Annotated in this window: 16 protein-coding genes and 1 pseudogene; 12 read left to right on the plus strand and 5 right to left on the minus strand. The window is 41.3% G+C overall.

Annotation, left to right across the window (positions count from 1 at the left end; translation table 11 throughout):
• The first annotated feature begins 109 nt into the window (after positions 1-109).
• The 3 genes from codB to cfa all read left to right on the plus strand — a co-directional run bounded on the left by codB (position 110) and on the right by cfa (position 4,279).
• Positions 110-1,357 (plus strand): cytosine permease, encoded by a 1,248-nt coding sequence (codB, locus tag PR767_RS05815; RefSeq protein ID WP_109912731.1) that lies wholly within the window; start codon positions 110-112, stop codon positions 1,355-1,357.
• A complete protein-coding gene (locus PR767_RS05820; RefSeq protein ID WP_004913433.1) occupies positions 1,350-2,642 on the plus strand; it encodes a cytosine deaminase in 1,293 nt (430 codons plus the stop codon). The genes codB and PR767_RS05820 overlap by 8 nt, the downstream gene beginning before the upstream one ends.
• Before the next feature lie 473 nt (positions 2,643-3,115).
• Positions 3,116-4,279, plus strand: a complete 1,164-nt coding sequence (gene cfa / locus PR767_RS05825) for a cyclopropane fatty acyl phospholipid synthase (protein WP_272520005.1) — start codon at positions 3,116-3,118, stop codon at positions 4,277-4,279.
• 70 nt (positions 4,280-4,349) lie between these two features.
• On the opposite strand, the gene torS is transcribed toward cfa, so the two are convergent.
• Positions 4,350-7,103: a TMAO reductase system sensor histidine kinase/response regulator TorS gene (torS, locus tag PR767_RS05830; protein ID WP_196718820.1), complete on the minus strand. Its 2,754-nt coding sequence runs from the start codon at positions 7,101-7,103 to the stop codon at positions 4,350-4,352.
• Positions 7,104-7,196: 93 nt separating this feature from the next.
• Here torS and torT point away from each other — a divergent pair, with 93 nt between their 5' ends.
• A complete protein-coding gene (gene torT / locus PR767_RS05835; RefSeq protein ID WP_375372865.1) occupies positions 7,197-8,219 on the plus strand; it encodes a TMAO reductase system periplasmic protein TorT in 1,023 nt (340 codons plus the stop codon).
• Here torT and torR read toward each other — a convergent pair.
• A complete protein-coding gene (gene torR, locus PR767_RS05840) occupies positions 8,192-8,893 on the minus strand; it encodes a two-component system response regulator TorR (RefSeq protein ID WP_004913440.1) in 702 nt (233 codons plus the stop codon). The genes torT and torR overlap by 28 nt on opposite strands.
• Before the next feature lie 136 nt (positions 8,894-9,029).
• Here torR and torC point away from each other — a divergent pair, with 136 nt between their 5' ends.
• The 3 genes from torC to torD are packed head-to-tail and all read left to right on the plus strand — an operon-like array spanning position 9,030 to position 13,355.
• On the plus strand, positions 9,030-10,208 hold the full coding sequence (gene torC, locus PR767_RS05845) for a pentaheme c-type cytochrome TorC (protein WP_036958495.1): 1,179 nt from the start codon (positions 9,030-9,032) through the stop codon (positions 10,206-10,208).
• Positions 10,198-12,744 carry a trimethylamine-N-oxide reductase TorA gene (gene torA / locus PR767_RS05850; protein WP_272520006.1) on the plus strand — a complete coding sequence of 849 codons (2,547 nt, stop codon included), beginning with the start codon at positions 10,198-10,200 and terminating at the stop codon, positions 12,742-12,744. The genes torC and torA overlap by 11 nt, the downstream gene beginning before the upstream one ends.
• Positions 12,741-13,355, plus strand: coding sequence for a molecular chaperone TorD (gene torD, locus PR767_RS05855; protein ID WP_272520007.1), 615 nt, complete (start codon positions 12,741-12,743; stop codon positions 13,353-13,355). Before torA ends, torD begins: the two co-directional genes overlap by 4 nt.
• A 99-nt stretch (positions 13,356-13,454) precedes the next feature.
• Here torD and PR767_RS05860 read toward each other — a convergent pair.
• A pseudogene (locus PR767_RS05860) lies at positions 13,455-13,994 on the minus strand (Rpn family recombination-promoting nuclease/putative transposase); the annotation flags it as partial.
• A gap of 183 nt (positions 13,995-14,177) precedes the next feature.
• Here PR767_RS05860 and PR767_RS05865 point away from each other — a divergent pair.
• A complete protein-coding gene (locus PR767_RS05865) occupies positions 14,178-14,714 on the plus strand; it encodes a GNAT family N-acetyltransferase (protein WP_272520008.1) in 537 nt (178 codons plus the stop codon).
• Between the two features lie 50 nt (positions 14,715-14,764).
• Here PR767_RS05865 and PR767_RS05870 read toward each other — a convergent pair whose 3' ends face one another.
• Positions 14,765-15,388, minus strand: a complete 624-nt coding sequence (locus PR767_RS05870) for an SDR family oxidoreductase (RefSeq protein ID WP_109912738.1) — start codon at positions 15,386-15,388, stop codon at positions 14,765-14,767.
• A gap of 483 nt (positions 15,389-15,871) precedes the next feature.
• Between PR767_RS05870 and PR767_RS05875 the strand changes: the two genes are divergently transcribed.
• From PR767_RS05875 to PR767_RS05885, 3 genes are all read left to right on the plus strand, one after another.
• Positions 15,872-16,618 carry a Slam-dependent surface lipoprotein gene (locus PR767_RS05875; protein WP_004913462.1) on the plus strand — a complete coding sequence of 249 codons (747 nt, stop codon included), beginning with the start codon at positions 15,872-15,874 and terminating at the stop codon, positions 16,616-16,618.
• A gap of 79 nt (positions 16,619-16,697) precedes the next feature.
• A complete protein-coding gene (locus tag PR767_RS05880) occupies positions 16,698-18,152 on the plus strand; it encodes a porin family protein (protein WP_272520009.1) in 1,455 nt (484 codons plus the stop codon).
• Positions 18,153-18,177: 25 nt separating this feature from the next.
• A complete protein-coding gene (locus PR767_RS05885; protein WP_198641404.1) occupies positions 18,178-21,141 on the plus strand; it encodes a TonB-dependent receptor domain-containing protein in 2,964 nt (987 codons plus the stop codon).
• 77 nt (positions 21,142-21,218) lie between these two features.
• Here PR767_RS05885 and PR767_RS05890 read toward each other — a convergent pair whose 3' ends face one another.
• Positions 21,219-21,665: a GNAT family N-acetyltransferase gene (locus PR767_RS05890; protein WP_004913470.1), complete on the minus strand. Its 447-nt coding sequence runs from the start codon at positions 21,663-21,665 to the stop codon at positions 21,219-21,221.
• Positions 21,666-22,476: 811 nt separating this feature from the next.
• Here PR767_RS05890 and PR767_RS05895 point away from each other — a divergent pair.
• Positions 22,477-23,265, plus strand: a complete 789-nt coding sequence (locus PR767_RS05895) for a DUF3100 domain-containing protein (protein WP_004913472.1) — start codon at positions 22,477-22,479, stop codon at positions 23,263-23,265.
• The last annotated feature ends 6 nt before the right edge of the window (positions 23,266-23,271 follow it).

The raw sequence follows: 23,271 nt of genomic DNA on the forward strand, positions 1-23,271 counted from the left end.
TGGACACATTAATTCTTTTAAACCATCAACGAAAACGTTTGCTTTTTATTTTGATGGCTATAAAATGCGTCGGATTTTTTTGGCCTGATAAAAATAACTGGAGACAATCGTGCCTGACGATAAAAATTATAGCCATGGCCCCGTGCCCATATCCGCGCGGAAAGGCGGACTAGCATTAACCTTTGTGATGCTAGGTTTAACGTTCTTTTCCGCCAGTATGTGGACCGGAGGCGCTCTCGGTACCGGTCTTGATTTTCATGATTTCTTCCTCGCAGTTCTTATCGGTAATCTTCTTCTTGGTATCTACACCGCATTTCTTGGTTTTATTGGTTCTAAAACAGGCTTAACTACCCACCTTCTTGCTCGTTATTCCTTTGGTATTAAAGGCTCATGGCTCCCCTCTTTCCTATTAGGTGGCACACAAGTCGGCTGGTTTGGTGTCGGTGTTGCGATGTTTGCCATTCCTGTTGGTAAAGCCACGGGTTGGGATATCAACTGGTTGATTGGTATTTCAGGGGTCTTAATGACCGTTACGGTTTTTTTCGGTATTTCTGCTCTAACTATACTGTCAATCGTTGCAGTTCCTGCCATTGCGATACTCGGCAGTTATTCCGTCTACCTTGCTATCACTGACATGGGTGGAATGAGTGCATTGCAGGCAGTCGTCCCCGCAAAACCTATCGATTTTAACCTTGCCTTAGCCATGGTAGTGGGGTCTTTTGTGAGTGCTGGAACATTAACAGCTGATTTTGTGCGTTTCGGACGAAAACCTAAGATTGCGGTGCTTGTCGCCATTATTGCTTTTTTCCTTGGTAATTCATTGATGTTTATCTTTGGAGCTGCTGGTGCGGCATCATTAGGTATGGCAGATATCTCCGATGTGATGATTGCCCAAGGTTTACTATTACCCGCAATTATCGTTTTGGGTTTAAATATTTGGACAACTAACGATAACGCCCTATATGCGTCAGGTTTAGGGTTTGCCAATATCACCGGCTTATCCAGCAAAACCTTATCCATTGTCAATGGACTGGTTGGAACGCTATGTGCGCTGTGGTTATATAATAATTTTGTTGGCTGGCTAACTTTCTTATCTGCGGCTATTCCCCCTATTGGCGGAATTATCATCGCCGACTACCTCATGTACCGCCACCGCTACGAAACCTTTGATCGCAGTAAAATGCGTGATGTCAACATCAGTGCATTAATCGCCGTTGCCGCTGGGGTTATCGCAGGTAACTGGTTACCAGGTATTGTTCCTGTCAATGCCGTGTTGGGCGGTGCATTATGTTACGCTATCCTTAACCCATTATTAAATCGCCGCCATACTACTGATTCGGAGATGACCCGTGCTTAACCAAACTATCAAACATATCCATAATGTCCGTTTACCTGAGCGTGATGGCCTGTGGCGTATTGATATTGACAATCAAAAAATTCAAGCCATTCTTCCACAACCTCAAGGTGAAGTATTACCAGACAGCTTAGACGGTGAAGGTGGATTAGTTACGGCTCCCTTCGTTGAGCCACACATTCACTTGGATACCACTCAAACCGCGGGGCAACCAAGTTGGAACCAGTCAGGAACACTCTTTGAAGGCATCGAACGTTGGGCAGAGCGTAAAGCGATGCTCACCCACGATGATGTTAAAAATCGAGCGTGGCAAACCCTTAAGTGGCAAATTGCCAATGGTATTCAACATGTTCGTACTCATGTGGATGTGTCAGATCCGACATTAACCGCACTGAAAGCGATGTTAGAGGTAAAACAAGAAATCGCACCTTGGGTTGATGTGCAAATTGTGGCTTTTCCACAAGAAGGTATTTTGTCTTATCCAAATGGCGAAGCCCTGTTAGAAGAAGCGTTACGCCTAGGAGCCGACGTCGTTGGTGCCATTCCACATTTTGAATTTACTCGTGAGTATGGCGTGGAATCACTCCATAAAACATTTGCTTTAGCACAAAAATATGACCGCTTGATTGATGTCCACTGTGATGAAATCGATGATGAGCAATCCCGTTTTGTTGAAACAGTCGCAGCGTTAGCACATGCACAAGGGATGGGATCTCGCGTCACCGCAAGCCATACCACCGCAATGCATTCATACAATGGCGCTTATACTTCCCGTTTATTTCGCCTACTAAAAATGTCTGGAATTAACTTTGTCGCTAACCCACTAGTAAATATTCACTTACAAGGCCGCTTTGATACTTATCCAAAACGCCGTGGAATTACGCGAGTGAAAGAGATGCTAGCCGCGGATATTAATGTGTGCTTTGGTCACGACGATGTATTTGACCCATGGTACCCATTAGGTACAGCCAATATGTTGCAAGTACTGCATATGGGGTTACATGTCTGCCAATTAATGGGTTACCAGCAAATCAATGATGGGCTGAAACTGATTAGTGAATACAGCGCACGTACATTGAACTTGCAAGATTATGGTGTGAGTGAAGGAAACCGAGCTAGTTTATTAATTTTACCTGCAGAAAATGGCTTTGATGCCGTGCGTCGTCAAGTCCCTGTTCGTTATTCTGTTCGCGATGGCCAAGTTATCGCTAATACCCAACCCGCAGTAACCCAAATTCATTTAGAACAAACAGAAGCAATCCATTATGGATATTCTCCAAAAATCTAATCATTGAATTTTTATTCCTAAATGGCTCTCTATAATCATAGGTGAGCCATTTGCTCTACGCCTCATCATTAATTTCAATAAAATCAGCCCAAAAAACCAATCTTAATCAGATAAAAAGCAACAAATAACGTTTTTTTTCACACAAATGTCATTTCTATATACTAGACTTATTCCAATACTCATTGAAGAGCTTGAAAAGCTTTGATGAGCAAATAATTGTCTTATAAGAACTCTTTTTTTGGTTATAAGTGCCATTTCTAAGTATTAAGTGCAATTTCTATTGAAATTCAATGTGAACGTTTTATATTTTTTATAGAGTTATCTGAAACTGGATTTGAGCTTTATTTATAGCAACAATAACGCTAATACACTGACTGTCGTGCAGCGGTGGTCAATATTCCTGTTTTGCTGTACCACGAATACGTCACAAATAAAGTTCTCTGAATCCCACTTTGATAAAAATTGGAGATCAGATGAGTACTGAACAAGTCGTTAACCAAAAAACCACTATCGACTCTTGGCAACGCATTGCTACTGAATTATTGAGTGAAGCTGGCATTAAAATTAATGGCTCCCGCCCTTTCGATATCCAGGTACACAACCACCATTTCTTTAAACGAGTGCTACAACACGGCTCAATAGGATTAGGTGAAAGCTATATGGATGGTTGGTGGGATTGCGAGCGTTTAGATATATTTTTCCAATATGTCTTACGCCATAAACTCGATAAAAAAATACCTCATAATTTCAGTGATACATTGAAAATTGCTGTCGCACGTGTTCGCAATTTACAAACCCTAAAACGTGCTCGTATTGTTGGAAAAGAACATTACGACCTCGGAAATGACTTGTTTTCCCTGATGCTCGACCCTTATATGCAATATTCTTGTGGCTACTGGAAAGGTTTAGAAACGGTTCCTGAAAACCTTCCTCTCGCGCAAGAACAAAAATTAAATTTAATCTGCGAAAAACTGCAATTAAAACCCGGTATGCGATTACTTGATATCGGCTGTGGCTGGGGGGGACTCGCTGCCTATGCAGCAAAAAACTTTGGGGTTTCTGTTACGGGTGTCACTATTTCCGCTGAGCAACAAAAATATGCTCAAGCTCGCTGTGCAGGCTTAGATGTTGATATTAAATTAGAAGATTATCGGAATCTTAACGACCAATTTGACCGTATTGTCTCTGTAGGTATGTTTGAGCATGTCGGCCCTAAAAATTATGCGACTTACTTTGATGTTATTCAACGCAACCTAAAAGCTAACGGTTTGTTTTTACTTCACACCATTGGTTCTAATCAAAATAAAGTGAATGTTGACCCATGGACTAATAAATATATTTTTCCAAACGGCTGCCTACCTTCTGTGCAAAATATTGGCGAAGCCAGCGAAGGTAAACTGGTCATGGAGGATTGGCATAATTTTGGTGCTGATTATGACCATACTCTCATGGCATGGTATTCCCGTTTTCAAGCCGCTTGGCCTGAGCTCGAACATAATTATACGCCTCGTTTCAAACGCATGTTTTCTTATTATTTAAATGCTTGCGCTGGTGCATTTAGAGCACGAGATATCCAATTATGGCAAATACTGTGGAGCCCACAAGGTGTGAGCGGTGGCCTGCGTGTTGCGCGCTAAATCTTAGCCCTGAACATGGTCTTCAACAGATAAAAAGCAGCTAAATGAACCTTACTGGTTATTTGAAGAATCAATGCGCTCTATTCAACCATTGCTCAATAGCCTGTAAGCCTTGCTGTATATCATTTTTCAGTTGAGTATCCGCCATTGGCTGCTGCTCTAATAATGCACAGCTTTGTACTGCACTTTGCATTCCTAAACTAGCACAACTGCTTTTTAACTGGTGAGCAAGGCGTTTTATTTGTTCTGTGTTATTTTCTGCTCGTGCAATATCAATTTGGTCGATTAGCGGCAGGGAATGCTGTTTAAAAATACTCACCCATTCACGAATTTTTGAGAGCCCCATTAATTCAGCATCACTAATAAGCTGTTGCAAATCTACAAATTTTTCCTGAACACTAGAATCGGACAACGTATACTCACCGCCTGAAATATATTTAACGATCAACTGGTTTAACCTATCTCTTGGTACTGGTTTTTGAATGATACCGCGAAAAACTTGACTCGTCCGTTGGTGCAATGTTTCATCAATCACATGAGCACTAAAACCAATCAAAACCAATGCGGGGTAGGCTTTCGCTATTTGTTTAGCCAAGGTGATCCCATCGATATCAGGTAAACCAAAATCCACCAACGCTGCCGTAAATTGTTGCCCAGTTTGTAAAGCAGCTAATGCTTCTGCCGCAGAACCAACAGTGGTTACCTGTGCCCCACTTCGAGTTAACATTTCTCCACTTATTTTCTGAGTCAATGGGTTGTCTTCTATGAGTAATAAATGTACGCCTCGCATGTCTGATGGTAGATCCGCCGATTTACTAACTGGATGCGAGGCGATAGATAACGGTAATGTTAAACGAAAACAGCTTCCACTCCCTAACTGGCTACTAACCGTCAATTCACCGCCCATCGCTTGTGCTAAACTTGCACTAATTGTCAGCCCAAGCCCTGTTCCACCCCGCTGGCTATCGACTTGCACAAATGGCTTAAAAATATCAGTAAATCGCGAGTTATCAATGCCACACCCGGTGTCTTCCACTTCAATAAACCAATATTTGCCATAACGGCAACTACGCAAAGTAATCCGCCCCTGCTGAGTGAAACGTAGTGCATTACTGAGTAAATTCGTGATAATTTGCCGGATCCGGAGCGGGTCCCCTTGTAAGGCAGTAGGTAAATCATCTGCAATATCAGCAACTAACTGAATGGCATGATTTTTATTACTGGCATTCATTAAATACAAGGTACTTTCCAATAATGGCTTGGGCTCGAAAGGTTCCTCATTGATAGAAACATTTTGTCCCCCAGCTTCAATAGCAGAGTAATCCAAAATGTCATTTAAAATAGCCAATAAGGATTCACCTGAATCCGTAATTGCATATAAATCATCATGATATTGATTAAGCGCTTTATTTTCTAATAGCAATTGCGCTGTCCCCAAAATTCCATAAAGTGGCGTGCGAATTTCATGGCTCATTGCCGCCAAAAATGCCGATTTTGCCTGATTGGCTTTTTCTGCTTCAGCGCGAGCTTTGCGGTGCTCAACAACCATCACCCGCAGTTCTGCCGTTCTCACTTTGACTTGGTCCGCTAGTTGTTCACGCTGATTATTTAAAGCATGGACACTCGCACGAAATGCATCCATTAAACGGCCAATCGTATCAAGCTCTTTCACGCCTGCGGTTTCAGGAAATGCAGAGTCAATATCGCCCTCAAGCAAGCGCTGAAGCGCTTGGGTTTGCTGTGCCAACGGCTTTGTCACTAAGCGGTAAACCACTCGCCAAAGGATCAAAATCAATGAGAGTAATGAAACAATACTTAATGCTAACAACCAATTTTGCCCCCGTTCACTGGCTTGTTTAAGTTGCCCCAATGCGGTTTGGTTACGAAGTTCAATGATGTCAACTAATTGAGCTACTTCACTACTAAAACGTGCAAATTGGTCAATATTATTTTGCGATAAAATCTGTAAACGAGTTGTGATGTCGTTATCTTGGCGATACAACGTAATTAACTCGGTATAACGCTTAACGCTATTTAAGGCATTTTCTACCTGGCTTCTCACGGCAGGGTCTTCAATATATTTTTGCCGACGTTGTAAGATTTTGACTGCAGAATTCAGCTGATTTTCTAATTCTGCCATATTACGATTGGGTTGGTTTGAACCTAAATTAAGTACCATTTGCTGTACGCGCATAGCGCTTAATCGCAGCTCATTCATTTGGCTAGCATATTCAAGATCAATATCAATAAGTTGATCAAGGGCTTGCTGTGCTTGTTCCCCTTGTTTTCGCTCGATTAGGTCATAAATACTCACCTGCGTTGCACCAGCGGAGGTCGCTGCATTATTGGCTTGGCCATGCGCTTTTTGGGCGATATCACCCGCCGCAGCGATGATATGTTGCCTTAACTGTTGTTGCTCAGTGCGCAGTTTTAACCGCTGGCCAACTAATTCACCTTGTTGGCTTAATGATTGAGCGATTTCTTTTTCTTGTTGTTCTATATCTTGTGTGTTGAAGCCTTGTTCCCGTAATGTTTTCAGCAAATTAGTGATTTTAAGGCTTTGTGCCGTTAACATCCGTCCTTGCGCTAACCAAATACTTTCGCTATCTGCATTGGTGAGATTCTGCGCAGAAAATAGCTCCCAAGCACTTGCTTCACTCAATTGCCTTGCCATATTCATGGTTGGAATCAAAGCCTCGGTATTGGCCTGTTCAACTTGGCTAACAAAACGTAAGTTGTACCACCCCACAAGGGTGCTGATAAAGGTCAATACTGCCATCAGCGCAAAGCCCATCCACAATCGTCTAGTTAGTGATAAATTCACGGTTTAGTTAGCCTAAAAATTAAAATGGTTGAGTTAACTGCAAGAAAGCATTTAGGATAAAGGTTTCTGGTTTGTGAGGCTATCATGCGTGTATTGATTTTACTACTGTTCACATTTTACTCATTACTGAGCCTAGCAATGGCGCAGAATAGTTCTCTCATTCAGTGGCGTGATACACTACACTTTACCTCCCAACCACATAATCCCATTACCGCTACAAAAACATGGAAATTGTGTGCGCTTTATCCTAGCTTAAAAGATTCTTATTGGTTATCAATTAATTATGGTATGCAAAAAGCAGCCAAAAGCTATAGTATTGACCTAAATGTATTAGAAGCTGGCGGATATAACCAGCTAGCCACTCAGCAAAAGCAAATTACGCAATGCCAACAGTGGGGAGCAGATGCCATTTTACTGGGCAGTAGCACTACAGCCTTTCCAAACCTGAGCCAACTGGTAGGAAATACGCCTGTCATTGAAGTCATCAACGCGACACACGATAAAACAGTTAAAACCCGCGTGGGTGTACCTTGGTTTCAAATGGGCTATCAGCCGGGACGCTATTTAGTGCAATGGAGCCAAGGTAAGCCATTGAAAGTGTTACTTATGCCTGGGCCATTAAATGCTGGCGGTAGCCTTGAAATGGAACAAGGATTCAGAGAGGCTATTGCGGGTAGCCATGTACAAATTGTGGATGTTGCACAAGGGGATAACGACATTGAAGTTCAACGCAATTTATTACATGAAATGCTAGAGCGTAGCCCAGATATTGATGTCGTCGTTGGCACAGCTATCGCCGCTGAAGCCGCAATGGGTGAAGGCCGTAACTTAACAAAACCATTGAATATTGTTTCTTTTTACTTATCACATCAAGTCTATCGCGGCTTAAAAAGAGGCCGAATAATTATGGCAGCTAGCGACCAAATGGTTTGGCAAGGTGAGCTAGTCATTGAACAAGCCATCAAAGTATTACAAAAGCAGCCAGTTCCAAACAATATAAGCCCGCCAATTTTAGTGCTTACTCAACAAAATGCAGATAGTGAACACTTACGTAATTCATTATCTCCAGGAGGATTTAGGCCCGTATATCAGTATACATCGGCGGCTAAAAAATAACCTTCACCATGCTGAGTCACTAATAAATCAGCATTAATCTTGTGGCGTAAACGGCGAATAAGTACATCTACCGTGCGTAAATCAGGGTGATCAACTCGACGGGCTGATAACATACGTAAAAGACGTTCTCGGGTTAGAATCTCCCGTGGGTTTGTCACAAAAGCCACTAGCATTTCATATTCAGCACGAGTGAGTTTGATTGCTTGATGCTTAAATTCGAGCGTATGCATCGAAACATTTAGGCAATAGCCAGCGAACTGATAGCAATTATCTTGAGAAACAACCTGGGTTTGTGATGGTTTAGCAAGATCAATTCGCCAAAGTAAATTTTTGACACGAACAACGAGCTCCCTGAGTTCCAAAGGTTTAGTAACGTAATCATCTGCTCCCATTTCTAAACCCACAATACGGTCAATTTGGTCACAACGGCCTGTGACTAAAATAATTCCTACTGTAAAACGCTCACGTAGCGCCCTTGTTAACATTAACCCATTTTCATCCGGTAAATTAATATCCAACAGAATCAAGTCAACTACTTGCTGATCCATAATTTCGCGTAAACCTGCACCATTCCCCGTAACAGAAACACGATATCCTTCTTGCTCAAAGTAAGCCTGTAAACGCGCCTGAGTAACGGGTTCGTCTTCAACAACCACAATATGATGTGATGTCATTGATATACTCTCTTCTGTTCATATCTGTTCATATTTACCCATATCTTGCCGTAAGCTGTTCATCCTGACTAGTACCGCTATTCATATTAACTCAATAAGATCGCCTGTATTAAACCATATAATTACAGGGGCTATTATGCGGAAACTCTGGAGAGCGTTGCGAAAACCAAGTGCTCGTTGGTCAATGCTTACGTTAATCGTTGTCGGGATTGCAGTGGGTGTTGCGTTAATCGTTGTACCCCATGTTGGGATGAAAGTGACTAGCACCACCGAGTTTTGTGTCAGTTGCCATAGCATGGAACCCGTTTACGAAGAATATAAGCAATCCGTGCATTTCCAAAATGCCTCTGGGGTACGTGCAGAATGCCATGACTGCCATATTCCCTCCGACCTTCCAGGCATGATTAAACGGAAACTCGAAGCAAGCAATGATATTTATCAAACATTTATTGCTCATTCGATAGATACCCCTGAAAAATTTGAAGCCAAACGCGCCGAACTTGCAGAACGTGAATGGGCTCGCATGAAAGAGAACAATTCGGCCACTTGCCGCTCTTGTCATGATTACGACTCGATGGATCACGCCAAGCAAAATCCAGAAGCGGCTCGCCAGATGCAAATCGCTGCGAAAGAGAATCAATCCTGCATTGACTGCCACAAAGGAATTGCCCACCAATTACCTGATATGAGCAGCGGTTTTCGTAAACAATTCGATGAGCTGCGCGCGAAGGCAAATAGTGATTCCGACATTCTGTATTCACTTGATATTAAACCTATTTATGCAAATAAAGGGGATAAAGACCCTGCTGGCTCGTTACTTCCTGCCTCAGAGGTGAAAGTCCTAAAACGTGATGGCGATTGGCTACAAGTTGAAATCACTGGGTGGACAGAAACTGATGGCCGCCAACGAGTCCTATCCGAATTCCCTGGTAAACGAATTTTCGTTGCTTCTATACGCGGTGATGTTCAAGAAAATGTGAAAAATTTAGAGAGTACCGTCGTCGCTGCAACAGATACCTCATGGAGCAAATTGCAAGCGACCGCCTGGATGCAGCAAGGCGATATGGTCAATGATATCAAACCGATATGGGCTTATGCAGACTCTTTATATAACGGCTCTTGTAATCAATGCCATGGCGCGCCAGATATTGCCCACTTTGATGCTAACGGTTGGATAGGCACATTAAACGGTATGATTGGCTTTACCAGTTTAGATAAGCGAGAAGAGCGTACCTTACTGAAATACTTACAAATGAATGCATCTGATACCGCAGGATCTTCACACGGTGATAACGGAGTACAGAATGAAAAATAATCCAACTTTTCAAGCTTCTCGTCGACGCTTTTTGTTCCAGCTTGGCGGGCTCACTGTTGCGGGTATGTTAGGCCCTTCCCTCTTAACACCACGTAAGGCTAGCGCTGCAACGGCTGGTGAACAAACTGCGGTGGTACAAGAAGGCATTCTGACTGGGTCGCACTGGGGTGCAATCCGCGCTACTGTGGTTGATGGTCGCTTTATCGAAGCCAAGCCCTTTGAACACGATAAATTTCCATCCAAAATGATTGCAGGGTTACCTGACCATGTTCATGGTACTGCCCGTATTCGTTATCCAATGGTACGTGTTGATTGGCTACGTAAACGCCATTTAAGTGATACCTCACAACGAGGTGATAACCGCTTCGTACGTGTTTCTTGGGATGAAGCCCTTGATTTGTTCTATCAAGAATTAGAACGTGTTCAAACAACCTATGGACCAAGTGGATTACTCACTGCAAATGGTTGGCAATCGACAGGGATGCTTCACAACGCTTCAGGTATGTTAGCTCGCGCCATTGCGCTGCATGGCAATAGTGTCAGTACTGGCGGAGATTACTCAACAGGGGCTGCACAAGTAATTTTACCTCGAGTTGTTGGGTCGATGGAGGTTTATGAACAACAAACCTCTTGGCCGTTAGTCCTCAAAAATAGTAAAACCATTGTGTTGTGGGGCTCTGACCTGATTAAAAATCAACAAGCTAACTGGTGGTGCCCTGATCATGACGTTTATGAATATTATGAACAATTGAAAGAAAAAGCCGCTAACGGTGAGATAAAAGTCATCAGTATTGACCCTATAATCACCTCAACGCATGATTACCTTGGGCGTGCCAATGTTCAACATATTGCGATTAACCCGCAAGCGGATGTACCACTACAATTAGCCATCGCCCACACGCTTTACATTGAAGACTTACATGATAAAACCTTCTTAAAAGAATATTGTGTCGGTTTCGAGCAATTTGTTCCCTACTTAATGGGAAAAACGGATGGGCAACCCAAAGATGCACAATGGGCAGCTGAAATTTGTGGTATTGATGCCGATACAATCCAAGCTTTAGCTCGCCAAATGGCAGCAGATAGAACCCAAATCATTGCAGGTTGGTGCGTTCAACGCATGCAACATGGTGAACAATGGTCATGGATGATTGTTGTTTTAGCTGCGATGTTAGGTCAAATTGGCTTACCGGGTGGAGGATTTGGCTTCGGTTGGCACTACAATGGAGCAGGAACCCCTAGCCGTCAGGGAATTATTTTAAGTGGTTTTTCTGGCTCAACTAAAGTGCCCCCCATTCATGATAACAATGACTACAAAGGCTACAGCAGCACCATTCCTATTGCTCGTTTTATTGATGCGATTTTAGAGCCCGGAAAAACAATCAACTGGAACGGTAAAGCGGTTAAATTACCGCCACTAAAAATGTGCGTATTTGCCGGAACCAATCCATTCCACCGCCACCAACAAATTAACCGTATTATTGAAGGTTGGCGCAAGCTTGAAACGGTTGTTTCTATCGATAATCAATGGACATCCACTTGCCGCTTTGCCGATATCGTATTACCGGCAACCACGCAATTTGAACGTAATGACCTTGACCAATACGGTAACCATTCAAATCGTGGCATTATTGCAATGAAACAACTCGTTGAACCGCAATTTGAGTCACGCAATGACTTCGATATTTTACGCGACCTATGCCGCCGTTTTGGTCGTGAAGAAGCCTTTACTGAAGGTTTGGACGAAATGGGCTGGCTAAAACGTATTTGGCAAGAAGGCAGCCAGCAGGGGAAAGGCCGTGGTATTCATCTACCCTCCTTCGATGTCTTCTGGGAAAAAGACGGTTATGTAGAATTTGAGCATCCACAAATGTTTGTTCGTCATCAAGCATTTAGAGAAGATCCCGACTTAGAACCATTAGGAACACCGAGTGGTTTAATTGAAATTTACTCAAAAACTATTGCCGACATGCAATATGATGATTGCCAAGGCCACCCAATGTGGTTCGAAAAAGCAGAACGCTCTCATGGTGGTCCAGGTTCAAAAAAATGGCCATTACATTTGCAATCTGCACATCCCGATTTTCGCTTACACTCACAACTGTGCGAGTCCCCTGTATTACGTCAATATTATTCCGTTAGTGGCAAAGAACCGGTCTTTATTAGTCCTCAAGATGCGAAAGCTAGGGGTATACAAAATGGTGATATCGTTCACGTTTTCAACGACCGAGGGCAAGTGTTAGCGGGAGCCGTGGTTTCAGACCTATACACAAAAGGCGTTGCCCGTATCCATGAGGGAGCTTGGTATGACCCGACTAAGGGCGGAGAAATCAATGCGCTGTGCAAATACGGAAACCCAAACGTATTGACGCTTGATATTGGAACCTCTCAATTAGCGCAAGCCACCAGTGCACATACAACCTTAGTAGAGATAGAAAAATATACAGGACAAGTGGATAACGTGAATGCATTCGATGGGCCAATTGAAATGGTTGCTCAGTGTGAATATGTTCCTGCATCACAGGTGAATAAATGACAAAACAAAGCACTTTTGCACCAGAACAAATAGCGTGTATTTATGCATGGCTAGCACAATTGTTCTCACGTGAACTAGATAGTGCAACATTAGTGCAACTTCAATCTAGCGAGATGATGGATTGGTTTACGACTGTCGAGCAGGAACCCGTTCTAACTTTGCCAATTCAAGCAGTTAAAACAAAAGTCCAAGCGCTAATAATGCGAAATGATGCACAACTCGAATTAGCCGCCGACTTCTGTAGCTTATTTTTAATGTCTGATAAGCAATCAGCTTTACCTTACGCCTCAGTTTATCCAAACTGTAAGCAAGGTAATGAACAAATTAAGTACTTATTAGCCGAGGCTGGAATGGAAACTAATGAGGCATTTAGAGAGCCTTCTGATCATATTTCAATTTTTTTAGAGCTATTAAGTCACTTACATTTTTCATTAAATGAAGCCCATTTGGACCAAGAAAAAGTAAGGCAATTGCGCCTAAAAACCTTGTCACTTTTACTGCAATGGCTACCAATATTTAGCCAAAATTGCCAACGGTATGATGAGTTTGGTTTTTATGCCGCTTTGAGTCAACTGTCGTTAGCACTAGTTCAATGGGATAAGCAAACCTAGTAGATGCCATTTAAATAATTTATATATTATTCAACTATTATTAAATAAAGGGATATTGATAAATAATATCCCTTTTAAATCTGAGTCATAACACCTGAGTTACTGTAAAGAAATAAGTTTTTCACGGCTCAGCCCAGTGCTTTTCATTATTATCTCGATACTAACTCCTTGCTCCAAAAGATTCCGTGCAGTTGCTATATTTGCCTCTTCTTTGCCTTTTTTAAATCCCTCTTGCAACCCTTCTTGCCGCCCTTCTTGCCGTCCTTTATCTTGCAATCGTTGCGCAATATTCATGATTGTCTCCTTATGCTTTTCTGTTTGTTCACCTAAAACTTGAATAACTTGTTCAAAATTATGGGAGTCCAAGGCAATAAACAAATAATTTAGGATAGTTATGATGTCGTTATCACTATTATAATGTTTATTGAGTGCCTTCGCCAAGAGAGGGAGTACTTGTTGGAATTCATCCCGAAGATATTTATGTTTCATCGCTAATTCCATTACTGCTATTTTTCGATGGTTAACGAGTTCATTATCATCAATAACGGTAATATCTACGAGTGGAAACGGTTGTGTGTATAACTCATGTGCAATCTCTGGTAATGGAAAACACTCCGTCCAAAGTTGTGTATATGGAAATGAAAATAACGTTTGAGTAATACCACAAAATATATCAATGGCTTTATTAAAAAACACCAAAATAGCTTTTAGCACTAACGCATTCAAACCATCATAGTCAATTTTGATATGCTATATACTTTGCTCCTACAAGCTTAACGATTTTTTATTTCAGCCCTCTTTACAATTATTCCATGGTGCTAAATGACAATAGAATATAAAAACAAACACACATCTCAACTTTCAGCAGAGAATAGAGAGTCATTGTATTCCATGTTATATCAAAGCTTTGAGCAAGATTTTACCCATGATGATTTTGAACATGCTTTGGGGGGAATGCACGTCTTGGCTTATGACCAACAACAAATTATTGGCCACGTTGCTATTATTCAACGTCATATGGCAATCGGTAATACTCCAATAACGGTTGGCTATGTTGAAGCGATGGCGGTACGGGAAAACTACCGTCGCCAAGGGATCGGCAAACAGCTTATGCTGGCTACCAACCAAATTATTGCCGATTGTTATCAACTGGGTCTGCTTTCTGCATCAGATCAGGGCTTCCCTGTATATCAATCTGTCGGCTGGCAGGTATGGAACGGGCCATTATATGAGCTCAATCAAAGCCATTATATCCACTCTGTCGATGAAGAAGGTGGCGTCATGGGGTGGTCAAAAAACAATTTAATTGATTTTTCACAACCCCTATATTGTGACTTTCGCAGTGGAGACCAATGGTAGCCCTATTTGTAATAAAAAACAGATAAGCTACACAAATAACCTCGTTTTTATTAAGCGGGTACCAACCCCGGCTGTACTACGCTATAAATTTGTTTTTTCAATTCACCTTGCTTAGCCAACTGATAAACATGCGCAGCAACATCCGCACGCATCACTAAGCCATGAACTTCAACCTCTTGTTGAAGAACTGCTTTTCCCGTTGGCTCACCATGTAATAACCCACCAGGGCGAACAATCACATAATCTAATGAGCTAGTTTGTAACCATGACTCCGCAAGGGATTTTTCTCTCACAGCCTGACCAAATGCAGCGCGTGACCGGGCAGACAAATAAGGCCATGAATCCCCACAACCTAATGATGTGACTAACACCATACGAGATATCCCAGCTTGTTCTGCACAATCAATCACCGTACGGTGAGCTAAATAATCTTGACTCCCTCCCATGGTTGAAATAACTGTGGCAGTTGTTCCTGCTGCATGACAAGCAGCCTTAACCACTTCACTATCACAAGCATCACCAATGAAGACTTGCGCACCTACCGCCTCCAATGCCTCTGCAGACTGCTTATTACGCACAACAACGATGACAGGGCGTTTCTTTGCAATTGCCAACTGAGCAATTTGACGACCAACACCTTTTCCACCCGCGCCAAAAATTAACCATGGAGCCATATCTTTATTCCTTTATATTTTGAGTGATTATAAACCTAGCTGTGTACCGTAAAGACAAAATTACCACAACAGTAATGATAATGCGCATTGTTTGCATTTGTTTTTTTTGATTTATTTACCCCACCATTGTCTACGAACGATGATGAAATAATAAACAATACTAACTTTAATGTTTTTAATGTAATCCATTCAATCAAACGCATTAAAATGTGACTAATTTAACTTTTTTATCAAAAAATAATTACCATTAAAATTGATAACCCAACAAATTAACTACAAAAATAAATCGTAATATCAACCACTAACAGCAAGATCAATATCACTATCTCATTGATACCCATAATTATTTTAATGTTAATGCGAAGAATTATCATTTGCATTTATATTATTATTTGATTTAATACAACTCGTCATATATATGCGAAATAATAATTTCTTAATCAATAGTATCGTTAATATCTTTAATAAAAATGGAGTATTTCGATGAAAAAGTTAAATATTATCGCTCTAGCACTCGCAACCTGCACAGTAACTTTTGGTGCTTCTGCAGCAATCGGTTCTGGCCAAAGCCAACCTTTCGATGCTAATCAGCCTTCCGTCCGTGTTGGTGCAACAGAAGGAACCGGTGGTGGTCATGGCGGTGCTGCGGGTGACCCAGGTATTGGTGTGCAATCTGTTTATGGTGGAAAAACCATTTCTTTCTCAGGCTTAACTCGAATGGCACCAATACAGGCAGGAAATGAAGCACATGTTATTTCCATGCCTAATGGACCTGGTTCGCATGACAAAATGGGCGTTTTTAACTTTGCCAAAATTGCAGATGCAGAAGTCTATTTTGGTGAATGGTCATCGACAGGACAAGTTAGTGACACCACACATACCGCTTACTATTCTGGCAAGGATGTCACCACCAATATGCCTACAGCTGGCACAGCGGAATACTCCGTTAAAGGAATAAGCCAATACAATGGAGGCGCACTAACCGCAGGGACTCTGACAGCCAACTTTGGTACTAAATCCTTAGCAGGGAATATTGGTGCAACCAATATTGATGCCACCATTAAAAACAATGCCACTTTCGCCGGGGCGGCCACTCTTAATGGTGAATCAGGCTCAACAAATGGACACTTCTTTGGCGATCAAGCTAAGCATATTGCTGGTGTCACTCAATTTGAAGATCACAGCAAAGATATGGCCTTTGGTGGAAGCCGTGGGAATATTTCCCAGTAACCCGTAAATCAACCTTGGTGGCCAACCATAAAGCGTGACAGGCAGTTGGCCACTGCCTTTTATTACCGAAGCTAATCCTATGCGATATCTGTTATTAACTCCTGCTATAATGATGCTTATAGCCGCATTCTCTGCATTTCCAGCCAGCTTGGACACTGACCGAGAACAATTGTTATGGCAAAAAGACAAACAAAACTATCGTGATAAAAGTGCAGTAGTCCCCAATAAAGACCAATTGCTTCTCCCAGATGACCTATCAATTAACTTAAATGGGGAAAATTATGCCCTTGAGAATAATGCCCAAGAGCTCGGGCAAGCCATTTATCTGGCAATTAACCACAGGCAATTTGAAGACGTACAGCGCTTATTACCCCGCTACCAACAACTCGCTGATGCGGATCCACTACTCATTTTATTTGCAAAAGCAGAAATTGCTAAATCGCAAAATCATTACCCTGAAGCGATTGCCCACTACCAACAAATATTGGCACGGTCGCCAAAGTTTCTTCGCATAAAATTAGAACTGGCCCGGGCTTATTTTGAAGATAACCAAAATAAAGAGTCTTTGGCTTTATTCCAAAATTTAATCAACGATAAAACACTCGCATTACCTACGAATGTGAAGCAAACCATCCAGCAATTTATTAGTGCTATCGAAAACCGCACCGCTTGGACTGGCAGTCTCTCCTTTGGCTATAAATACAACAGTAATATCAACCAAGTTCCAGATAAAAATAAAGTTTGGGAAACGCCAGGGGGAACCTGGAAAATGGCTAACCCCAAATCATCACCGGGACTCACCTATGATGCAAGTCTGAGTAAAATTATTCCTATCTCGGGCAATCATTCCCTGCAAATCAAGGGGACATCTTATGGTGACCGCTATCCGCACTATGCTGAATTCAGTGAAAACACGTCTTCTTTAGCAACTTTATATCGTTTTAATGATGCGAACACCACTATCGCATTCGGCCCATTAGTTGAGTTAAAAACGGTCAATGAAAAGCGCCGTTATTTAGGCATAGGGGGAAAAATTGAAGCTGACTACCAATTTTCACCTCGTGTGCTCCTAAGTACCTCCGCTGACTACCAACAACTTCATTATCAAAAACCGTATGACAGTGCCAATGGTAATCGAAGTAGCCTACATCTAACCGGTGTCTATGGTATTACCCCAGATACCTCCCTCTTTTTGGGGGCTGATGCGACTCGTCTCACCACAGAAGTTCGTAGCGATGATTATGACCAATTGGGTATCCGAGGCGGCTTTTATCACGTGCTAACACCCGATATTCATTTACTGGCACTTGCAACTTACCGAGAAAGCCAATTCAAGGCCTTCAACCAAATGTTGAATGTTAAACGCCATGATAGAGAAGCGATGTATTTTGCGCGTCTTAGTTTTCCAAATTATTCATTGCTCACATTTACGCCTTATACCAGTTACCGCTTTCGTGATAACCGCAGTTCTGCAGATGGAATTTACTCCTACTACCAGCACGAAATTTCTATTGGGTTAGAAACCCGTTTTTAAGCGTTATGGCATAGAGAAAAACACAATGTATAAATACAAATTAACACCTATTACTACTGCAATTATTACTGCTCTTTTTATTCCAACAACCGCTTTAGGGGAAAAAGAAGAACACATCGGCACCATTACTGTTCAAGATTCAGCAAAAACTATCAAAGAACGGGATCAACAAGGTTACGATGATCAATATGATGCTAAAGGTTCTAAAATTTATTTAGGAAAAGACCTTGTTGAACGCTATAAAGGTACCAGTACCGCGGATGTGCTTAATAGTGCAGTTGGTGTCTATAGTGGTGATGCAAGAAACAGTGGTGCGTTAGACCCGAATATTCGAGGCATTCAAGGGCAAGAACGTGTTCCTGTCACGGTTGACGGCACAGAACAGTCGTTAACCGTTTATCGGGGTTACAATGGGGCAAACAACCGTAACTATGTGGACCCAAACCTCATTAGTAGCATTGAGATTGAAAAAAGTGGTTCTCTTGCTGGTGATATAAAAACCTCTGTAGGTGGTGGGATAGCCATCAGAACCATAGGAATAGATGACGTTGTTGCACCGGGTGAAAAATTTGGTGTCAGCTTAAAATTGGAAACCAGCAGTAATTCTACTCGTGAGCGTGTTCCCCACTTTGGTTATGGCGAAGATTACCGAGATCACCCTGAGATTTATAAAAATAATAACTATGTTTTCTCTGATCCAGTCGTCAACATCACACCGAAATCCCGAGGAAGCGCTCAATTCTTTAATTTTAAAGATAATGGCGGAAGAATAGCGGTTGGGACTCGACAGGAAAAGTTTGATTTAATGGCCGCCTATGCTTATCGCCGGCAAGGTAATTATTTTGCGGGGAAAAATGGCGCTCACCGTTATAAAGAATCGGTTCAATTAAATGAACAACAAACAGTACAGCAACAGCTTGGTCCAGACCCTTACTTACCTTTTGCTGCCAATGTATTTCGCCCCGGAAAAGAAGTTACGAATACCTCCAATGAGTTGGAATCCTATTTAGTTAAAACTAATTTATATCTCACTGAAAACCAAACATTACATCTTGGTTTTCGCCGAAGTGAAAGCACCTATGGTGAAATCATGCCATCACGTTTAGGATTTGCTGAGCTTGAAGGAAAACAAGTATTACCCCAATGGCCATTAGCTCACTTTACGGTCAATGCTTATAATGCCGAATATAAGTGGAAACCTGAAGATAATCAATGGATTGACCTAAACGCAAATGTGTGGATGACCCATTCCGTAGGGGATACCAATACCTCAGGTGGCTACCCACGAGAACCCAAAGAACGCGATTGGGGCTTCGAATATGGTTATGGTGGTGGAAAAGACCCTAACATTGATGGTTCATTAATTAATACCGCAGCAACTAACTCTGAGAATGACCGTATTGGCTTTAATTTGCGCAATACCATGGCACTCACGCCCGATCTTGATTTAACGATCCGCGGTTCAATGCTCAAAGAAAAATTGGACTCTAACGACGTACCGCCATCTCAAACCGCCAGCCCTTTTATTGCCCTTCCTCGTAAAGGTCATCGCCAAGAAACCAGTATTGCCTTTAACTTTAACTATCGCCCAACGAGCTGGTTAGAACTGGATGCGGGAGCAAAATATATTGATGGCTGGACAGAAGATGATTATTTAAAAGAACAAATGCGCAATCGCACCAAGGGCTTCCAAAACCCTGACGAGCGCCTTGCTAAACAAATAAATTACAACCGAATTTTAACCAAAGAAGAGTATAACGAGGCTGTTGCCAATGGCTACCAAGCGTTTAATGGTGGTTATAAAAACAGCCAAATATTACTTAAAACATTAGGGTTGGAAGATACCGACTATACCGTTTTTATTACTAAAAGAAACAACGCTCAGCGCCCAGAAGAAAATGGTGTTTTAGACGTTAATTTCCGCGCCGAATGGAAATCAGATAGCGATGGACGCTATACCACCAAAACAAACCCTTTCCATAACGGTACTTTTGACTCTCAAGCTCGTGCTGTTGACCCTGTTACTGGCAAGGAAGTTTATGTCTATGGTTCAAGTTATTCACACCCAGCCGATGACATCAAGCGCGAACTCACTGAAGAAGAAAAATGGAAATTCTCAGGCAAACAAAAAAGCCATGGCTGGGCTCCCGCTTTTGGTGCCAATATTTGGTTATCTGATAACGACCGGGTTTATGCACGCTATATAGAGACGGTTCGCTTACCGAGTATTTTTGAAAACAGCATTGGGTTTGCAGGGGAAAGTGAAGCCCGTAAAGAGAAAATGTTATTTAAACCCGAACGTGCAAAAACCTTTGAATTTGGTTATTCACGTAATTTACAAGGTTTACTCGGCGCTGAACGCCACGCTGACGTGAAAATAGGCTATTACCATACTGTCATTGAAAATGCTTTTGACCGTGATGGACGTCTTAATTTTGTTCAAGTAAAAGAACATAAAACAGCAGGAATTGAAGCTTTGGCACGCTATGATAATGGCGGTGTATTTATGGATATTGGTGTCGATTACCGCCTCAAAAATGAAGTCTGTGATGATTCGGCTCCAGCCAATCTTGACCCGGCTAATCGCTATAATATCTCCCAATGTACAACTGCAGGTTTCCCTGGCGGTTTTTTACGTACACAATTACAGCCTAAATATGCCATAAATTCCAACCTAGGCATGCGCTTTATGGATGAGGCCCTCGAAGTGGGAACTCGCTTACGTTATACCAGTAGCGTACAAAATAAAGATGAACGCAAACTGATGCAGCAGTTCCCGGGGAGTTATTCGATGGCGAATAATAGCCCAATGCACTGGACGCCTACCTTTACTGCAGATGCCTACGCAAGTTACCAAATTGACAAAAATATTAATGTCGAATTCTTAGTGACCAACTTAACTGACCGTTATTATATCGACCCACTGACGCGCAGTATGATGCCAGCCCCCGGGCGCACACTACGCTTAGGATTAAATGCGCAATTTTAGATAAATATTGTAGGTTTATCGCTCTACAAATATCCGCTGCTAACTATAAGTTGGAGCGGATATTCGTCATTTCAGCACTAAAAAACTAGCCGCATAATGGTTTCATCAAATTCATCTTGGTCAACAACGGAAAAACCAAACTGTTCAAAAAATGGTTTCATCATGTCATTGCCTTCGATATAACAAATTGATACTGATTGATATTTACCTAAGCTTTTTATTTCATCGAGAACAAGTGGAATAGCCAGAGAACCAAAGCCTTTTCTTTGGTGTTTAATATCAATCATCAATTGGCCAATAAAAACCTCTTCGGGCCGACCATTTTCATGGTTTGAATAATATTGAACAAAGCCAACGGGCTCATTATCAACATAGATACCACGATTAATATAGTAATCAAAAAATTTTGAGGCTGCGATTGACTCTGAGTTAAGAGCCACAAAGTCTTCCTGTTCTTTAGTTATTTCAAGACATATAATATCCACCCAATTATCTTTGGTGATATCTTTTAACGTAATAGTCATAAACACCTTTCTTTAGGTTTGCCGTTCACAATGCCGCTGCGATAAAAAGACGATTTAGTGTAAATTAACAACAAACACTTTTTTGTTCGCGCAATTCGTGCCTTTATATTTTTCGATATTCAATAAACAAATAACAGGTAAACATGTTACGGATAACATGAATTTCAGCAAATAGACTAAAATAAAATTTCGACTCATTTATTGCTTTCAAATTAAGAAATATTCAGAATTGAGATCCATGTCAAATATCACTGCCAAATACAATATTATTGTAATTTATCAAATTTTTTTGAAGAAAATCCGCAAAAACAAATCAGTTTATTAATCTAATAATTAAATTAAATTCAGACTAAAATAAAAATAAAAACCCAAAGAAACCATAACAACCTCCAATTAAAATTCAATTTTTATCATTATATAAATTTAGTAAAAATAAAACATTGCCATAAAAAAATAAATAAAACCTGAACAACCTCACATTTACTGGGTATTTGATAATTTCTCGCATTAACACACCAAAAAATCAAAATTACTTATGAAACAGCATGTTAAATAATTAATAATAATTTGTATCAATCTGAAAAATAAAAATATTTTTAATATGAAAATGCAAAAACATTTCAATAACTACATCTTTATTAATAAATATTAATTTATTGATTTTAACCATGCCTTTTCGGCATGGCTAAGAGACTTTCGGAATATTGTCAGGAAAATAGTTTCATGGATAGTATGAATACGAAAATGATGCATTTTTATTATAAATATATACGAAAAACTCTTAAAAACATTTCCAATGAAAGGTAACACTATGGGTATATTAAAAGATAGTAAGTTGCTTTTGGTTAGCTTACTTATCATTCTTCTTTCGGAAGCTATAGGGCAAATTAAAATCAGTTTAGTCATGGTTTTTCCAATGCTTTATTCCATGTTGATGGGTGGTATTATCAGTTTTCCAAAATTCAAAATCCTTAGCGAAAAAAATATGGCACACGCGAGCTCGATAATGAGTGTTGCGTTAGTTATCTTAATTGCAAAATTAAGCACCTCCGTTGGTGCATCTTGGGAAAAAATAATTCAAGCCGGTGGCGCATTAATCTTGCAAGAAGTCGGTCACTTTATCGGTACTATTTTGCTCGGTTTACCACTTGCTATCATGTTAGGCATGGGCCGTGAGGCTGTTGGTGCCACCTACTCTATCGGTCGTGAACCCAATATTGCCATTATCGAAGCCAAATATGGTTTAAGTTCACCAGAAGGCCGCGGCGTTATGGCAATGTATATTTGCGGGACGTTATACGGTGCGGTTTGGATGGGTGTTATCGCCAGTGTTATCGCAGGACTCGATATTATGAGCCCACTTGCTTTAGCCATGGGTGCTGGTGTGGGTAGTGGTTCGATGCTAGCAGCATCTGTTGCCCCATTATTGGAACTTTATCCTGAACACGCCGCAGATATTCAAGCATTCTCATCCTCTGCAAACTTGATGTCTTCGGTATTAGGTCTGTACATCTACATCTTCTTCTCCTTACCGTTTGCCTCTTTCTTGTATAACAAATTGAAAAGAAAACGTGCAACCGCATCAGCAGATACAGAATAAGGATAT

The organism is Providencia sp. PROV223 (assembly GCF_028479245.1).
Classification (GTDB): Bacteria; Pseudomonadota; Gammaproteobacteria; order Enterobacterales; family Enterobacteriaceae; genus Providencia; species Providencia rettgeri.

Bases quoted from the DNA above. Each gene is read 5' to 3' on its own strand.
- torC (WP_036958495.1), top strand. From the start codon at position 9,030: ATGCGGAAACTCTGGAGAGCGTTGCGAAAACCAAGTGCTCGTTGGTCA.
- PR767_RS05880 (WP_272520009.1), top strand. From the start codon at position 16,698: ATGCGATATCTGTTATTAACTCCTGCTATAATGATGCTTATAGCCGCA.
- torR (WP_004913440.1), bottom strand. From the start codon at position 8,893: ATGACATCACATCATATTGTGGTTGTTGAAGACGAACCCGTTACTCAG.
- torA (WP_272520006.1), top strand. From the start codon at position 10,198: ATGAAAAATAATCCAACTTTTCAAGCTTCTCGTCGACGCTTTTTGTTC.
- torD (WP_272520007.1), top strand. From the start codon at position 12,741: ATGACAAAACAAAGCACTTTTGCACCAGAACAAATAGCGTGTATTTAT.
- PR767_RS05885 (WP_198641404.1), top strand. From the start codon at position 18,178: ATGTATAAATACAAATTAACACCTATTACTACTGCAATTATTACTGCT.
- PR767_RS05895 (WP_004913472.1), top strand. From the start codon at position 22,477: ATGGGTATATTAAAAGATAGTAAGTTGCTTTTGGTTAGCTTACTTATC.
- PR767_RS05875 (WP_004913462.1), top strand. From the start codon at position 15,872: ATGAAAAAGTTAAATATTATCGCTCTAGCACTCGCAACCTGCACAGTA.
- PR767_RS05890 (WP_004913470.1), bottom strand. From the start codon at position 21,665: ATGACTATTACGTTAAAAGATATCACCAAAGATAATTGGGTGGATATT.
- cfa (WP_272520005.1), top strand. From the start codon at position 3,116: ATGAGTACTGAACAAGTCGTTAACCAAAAAACCACTATCGACTCTTGG.
- PR767_RS05865 (WP_272520008.1), top strand. From the start codon at position 14,178: ATGACAATAGAATATAAAAACAAACACACATCTCAACTTTCAGCAGAG.
- PR767_RS05870 (WP_109912738.1), bottom strand. From the start codon at position 15,388: ATGGCTCCATGGTTAATTTTTGGCGCGGGTGGAAAAGGTGTTGGTCGT.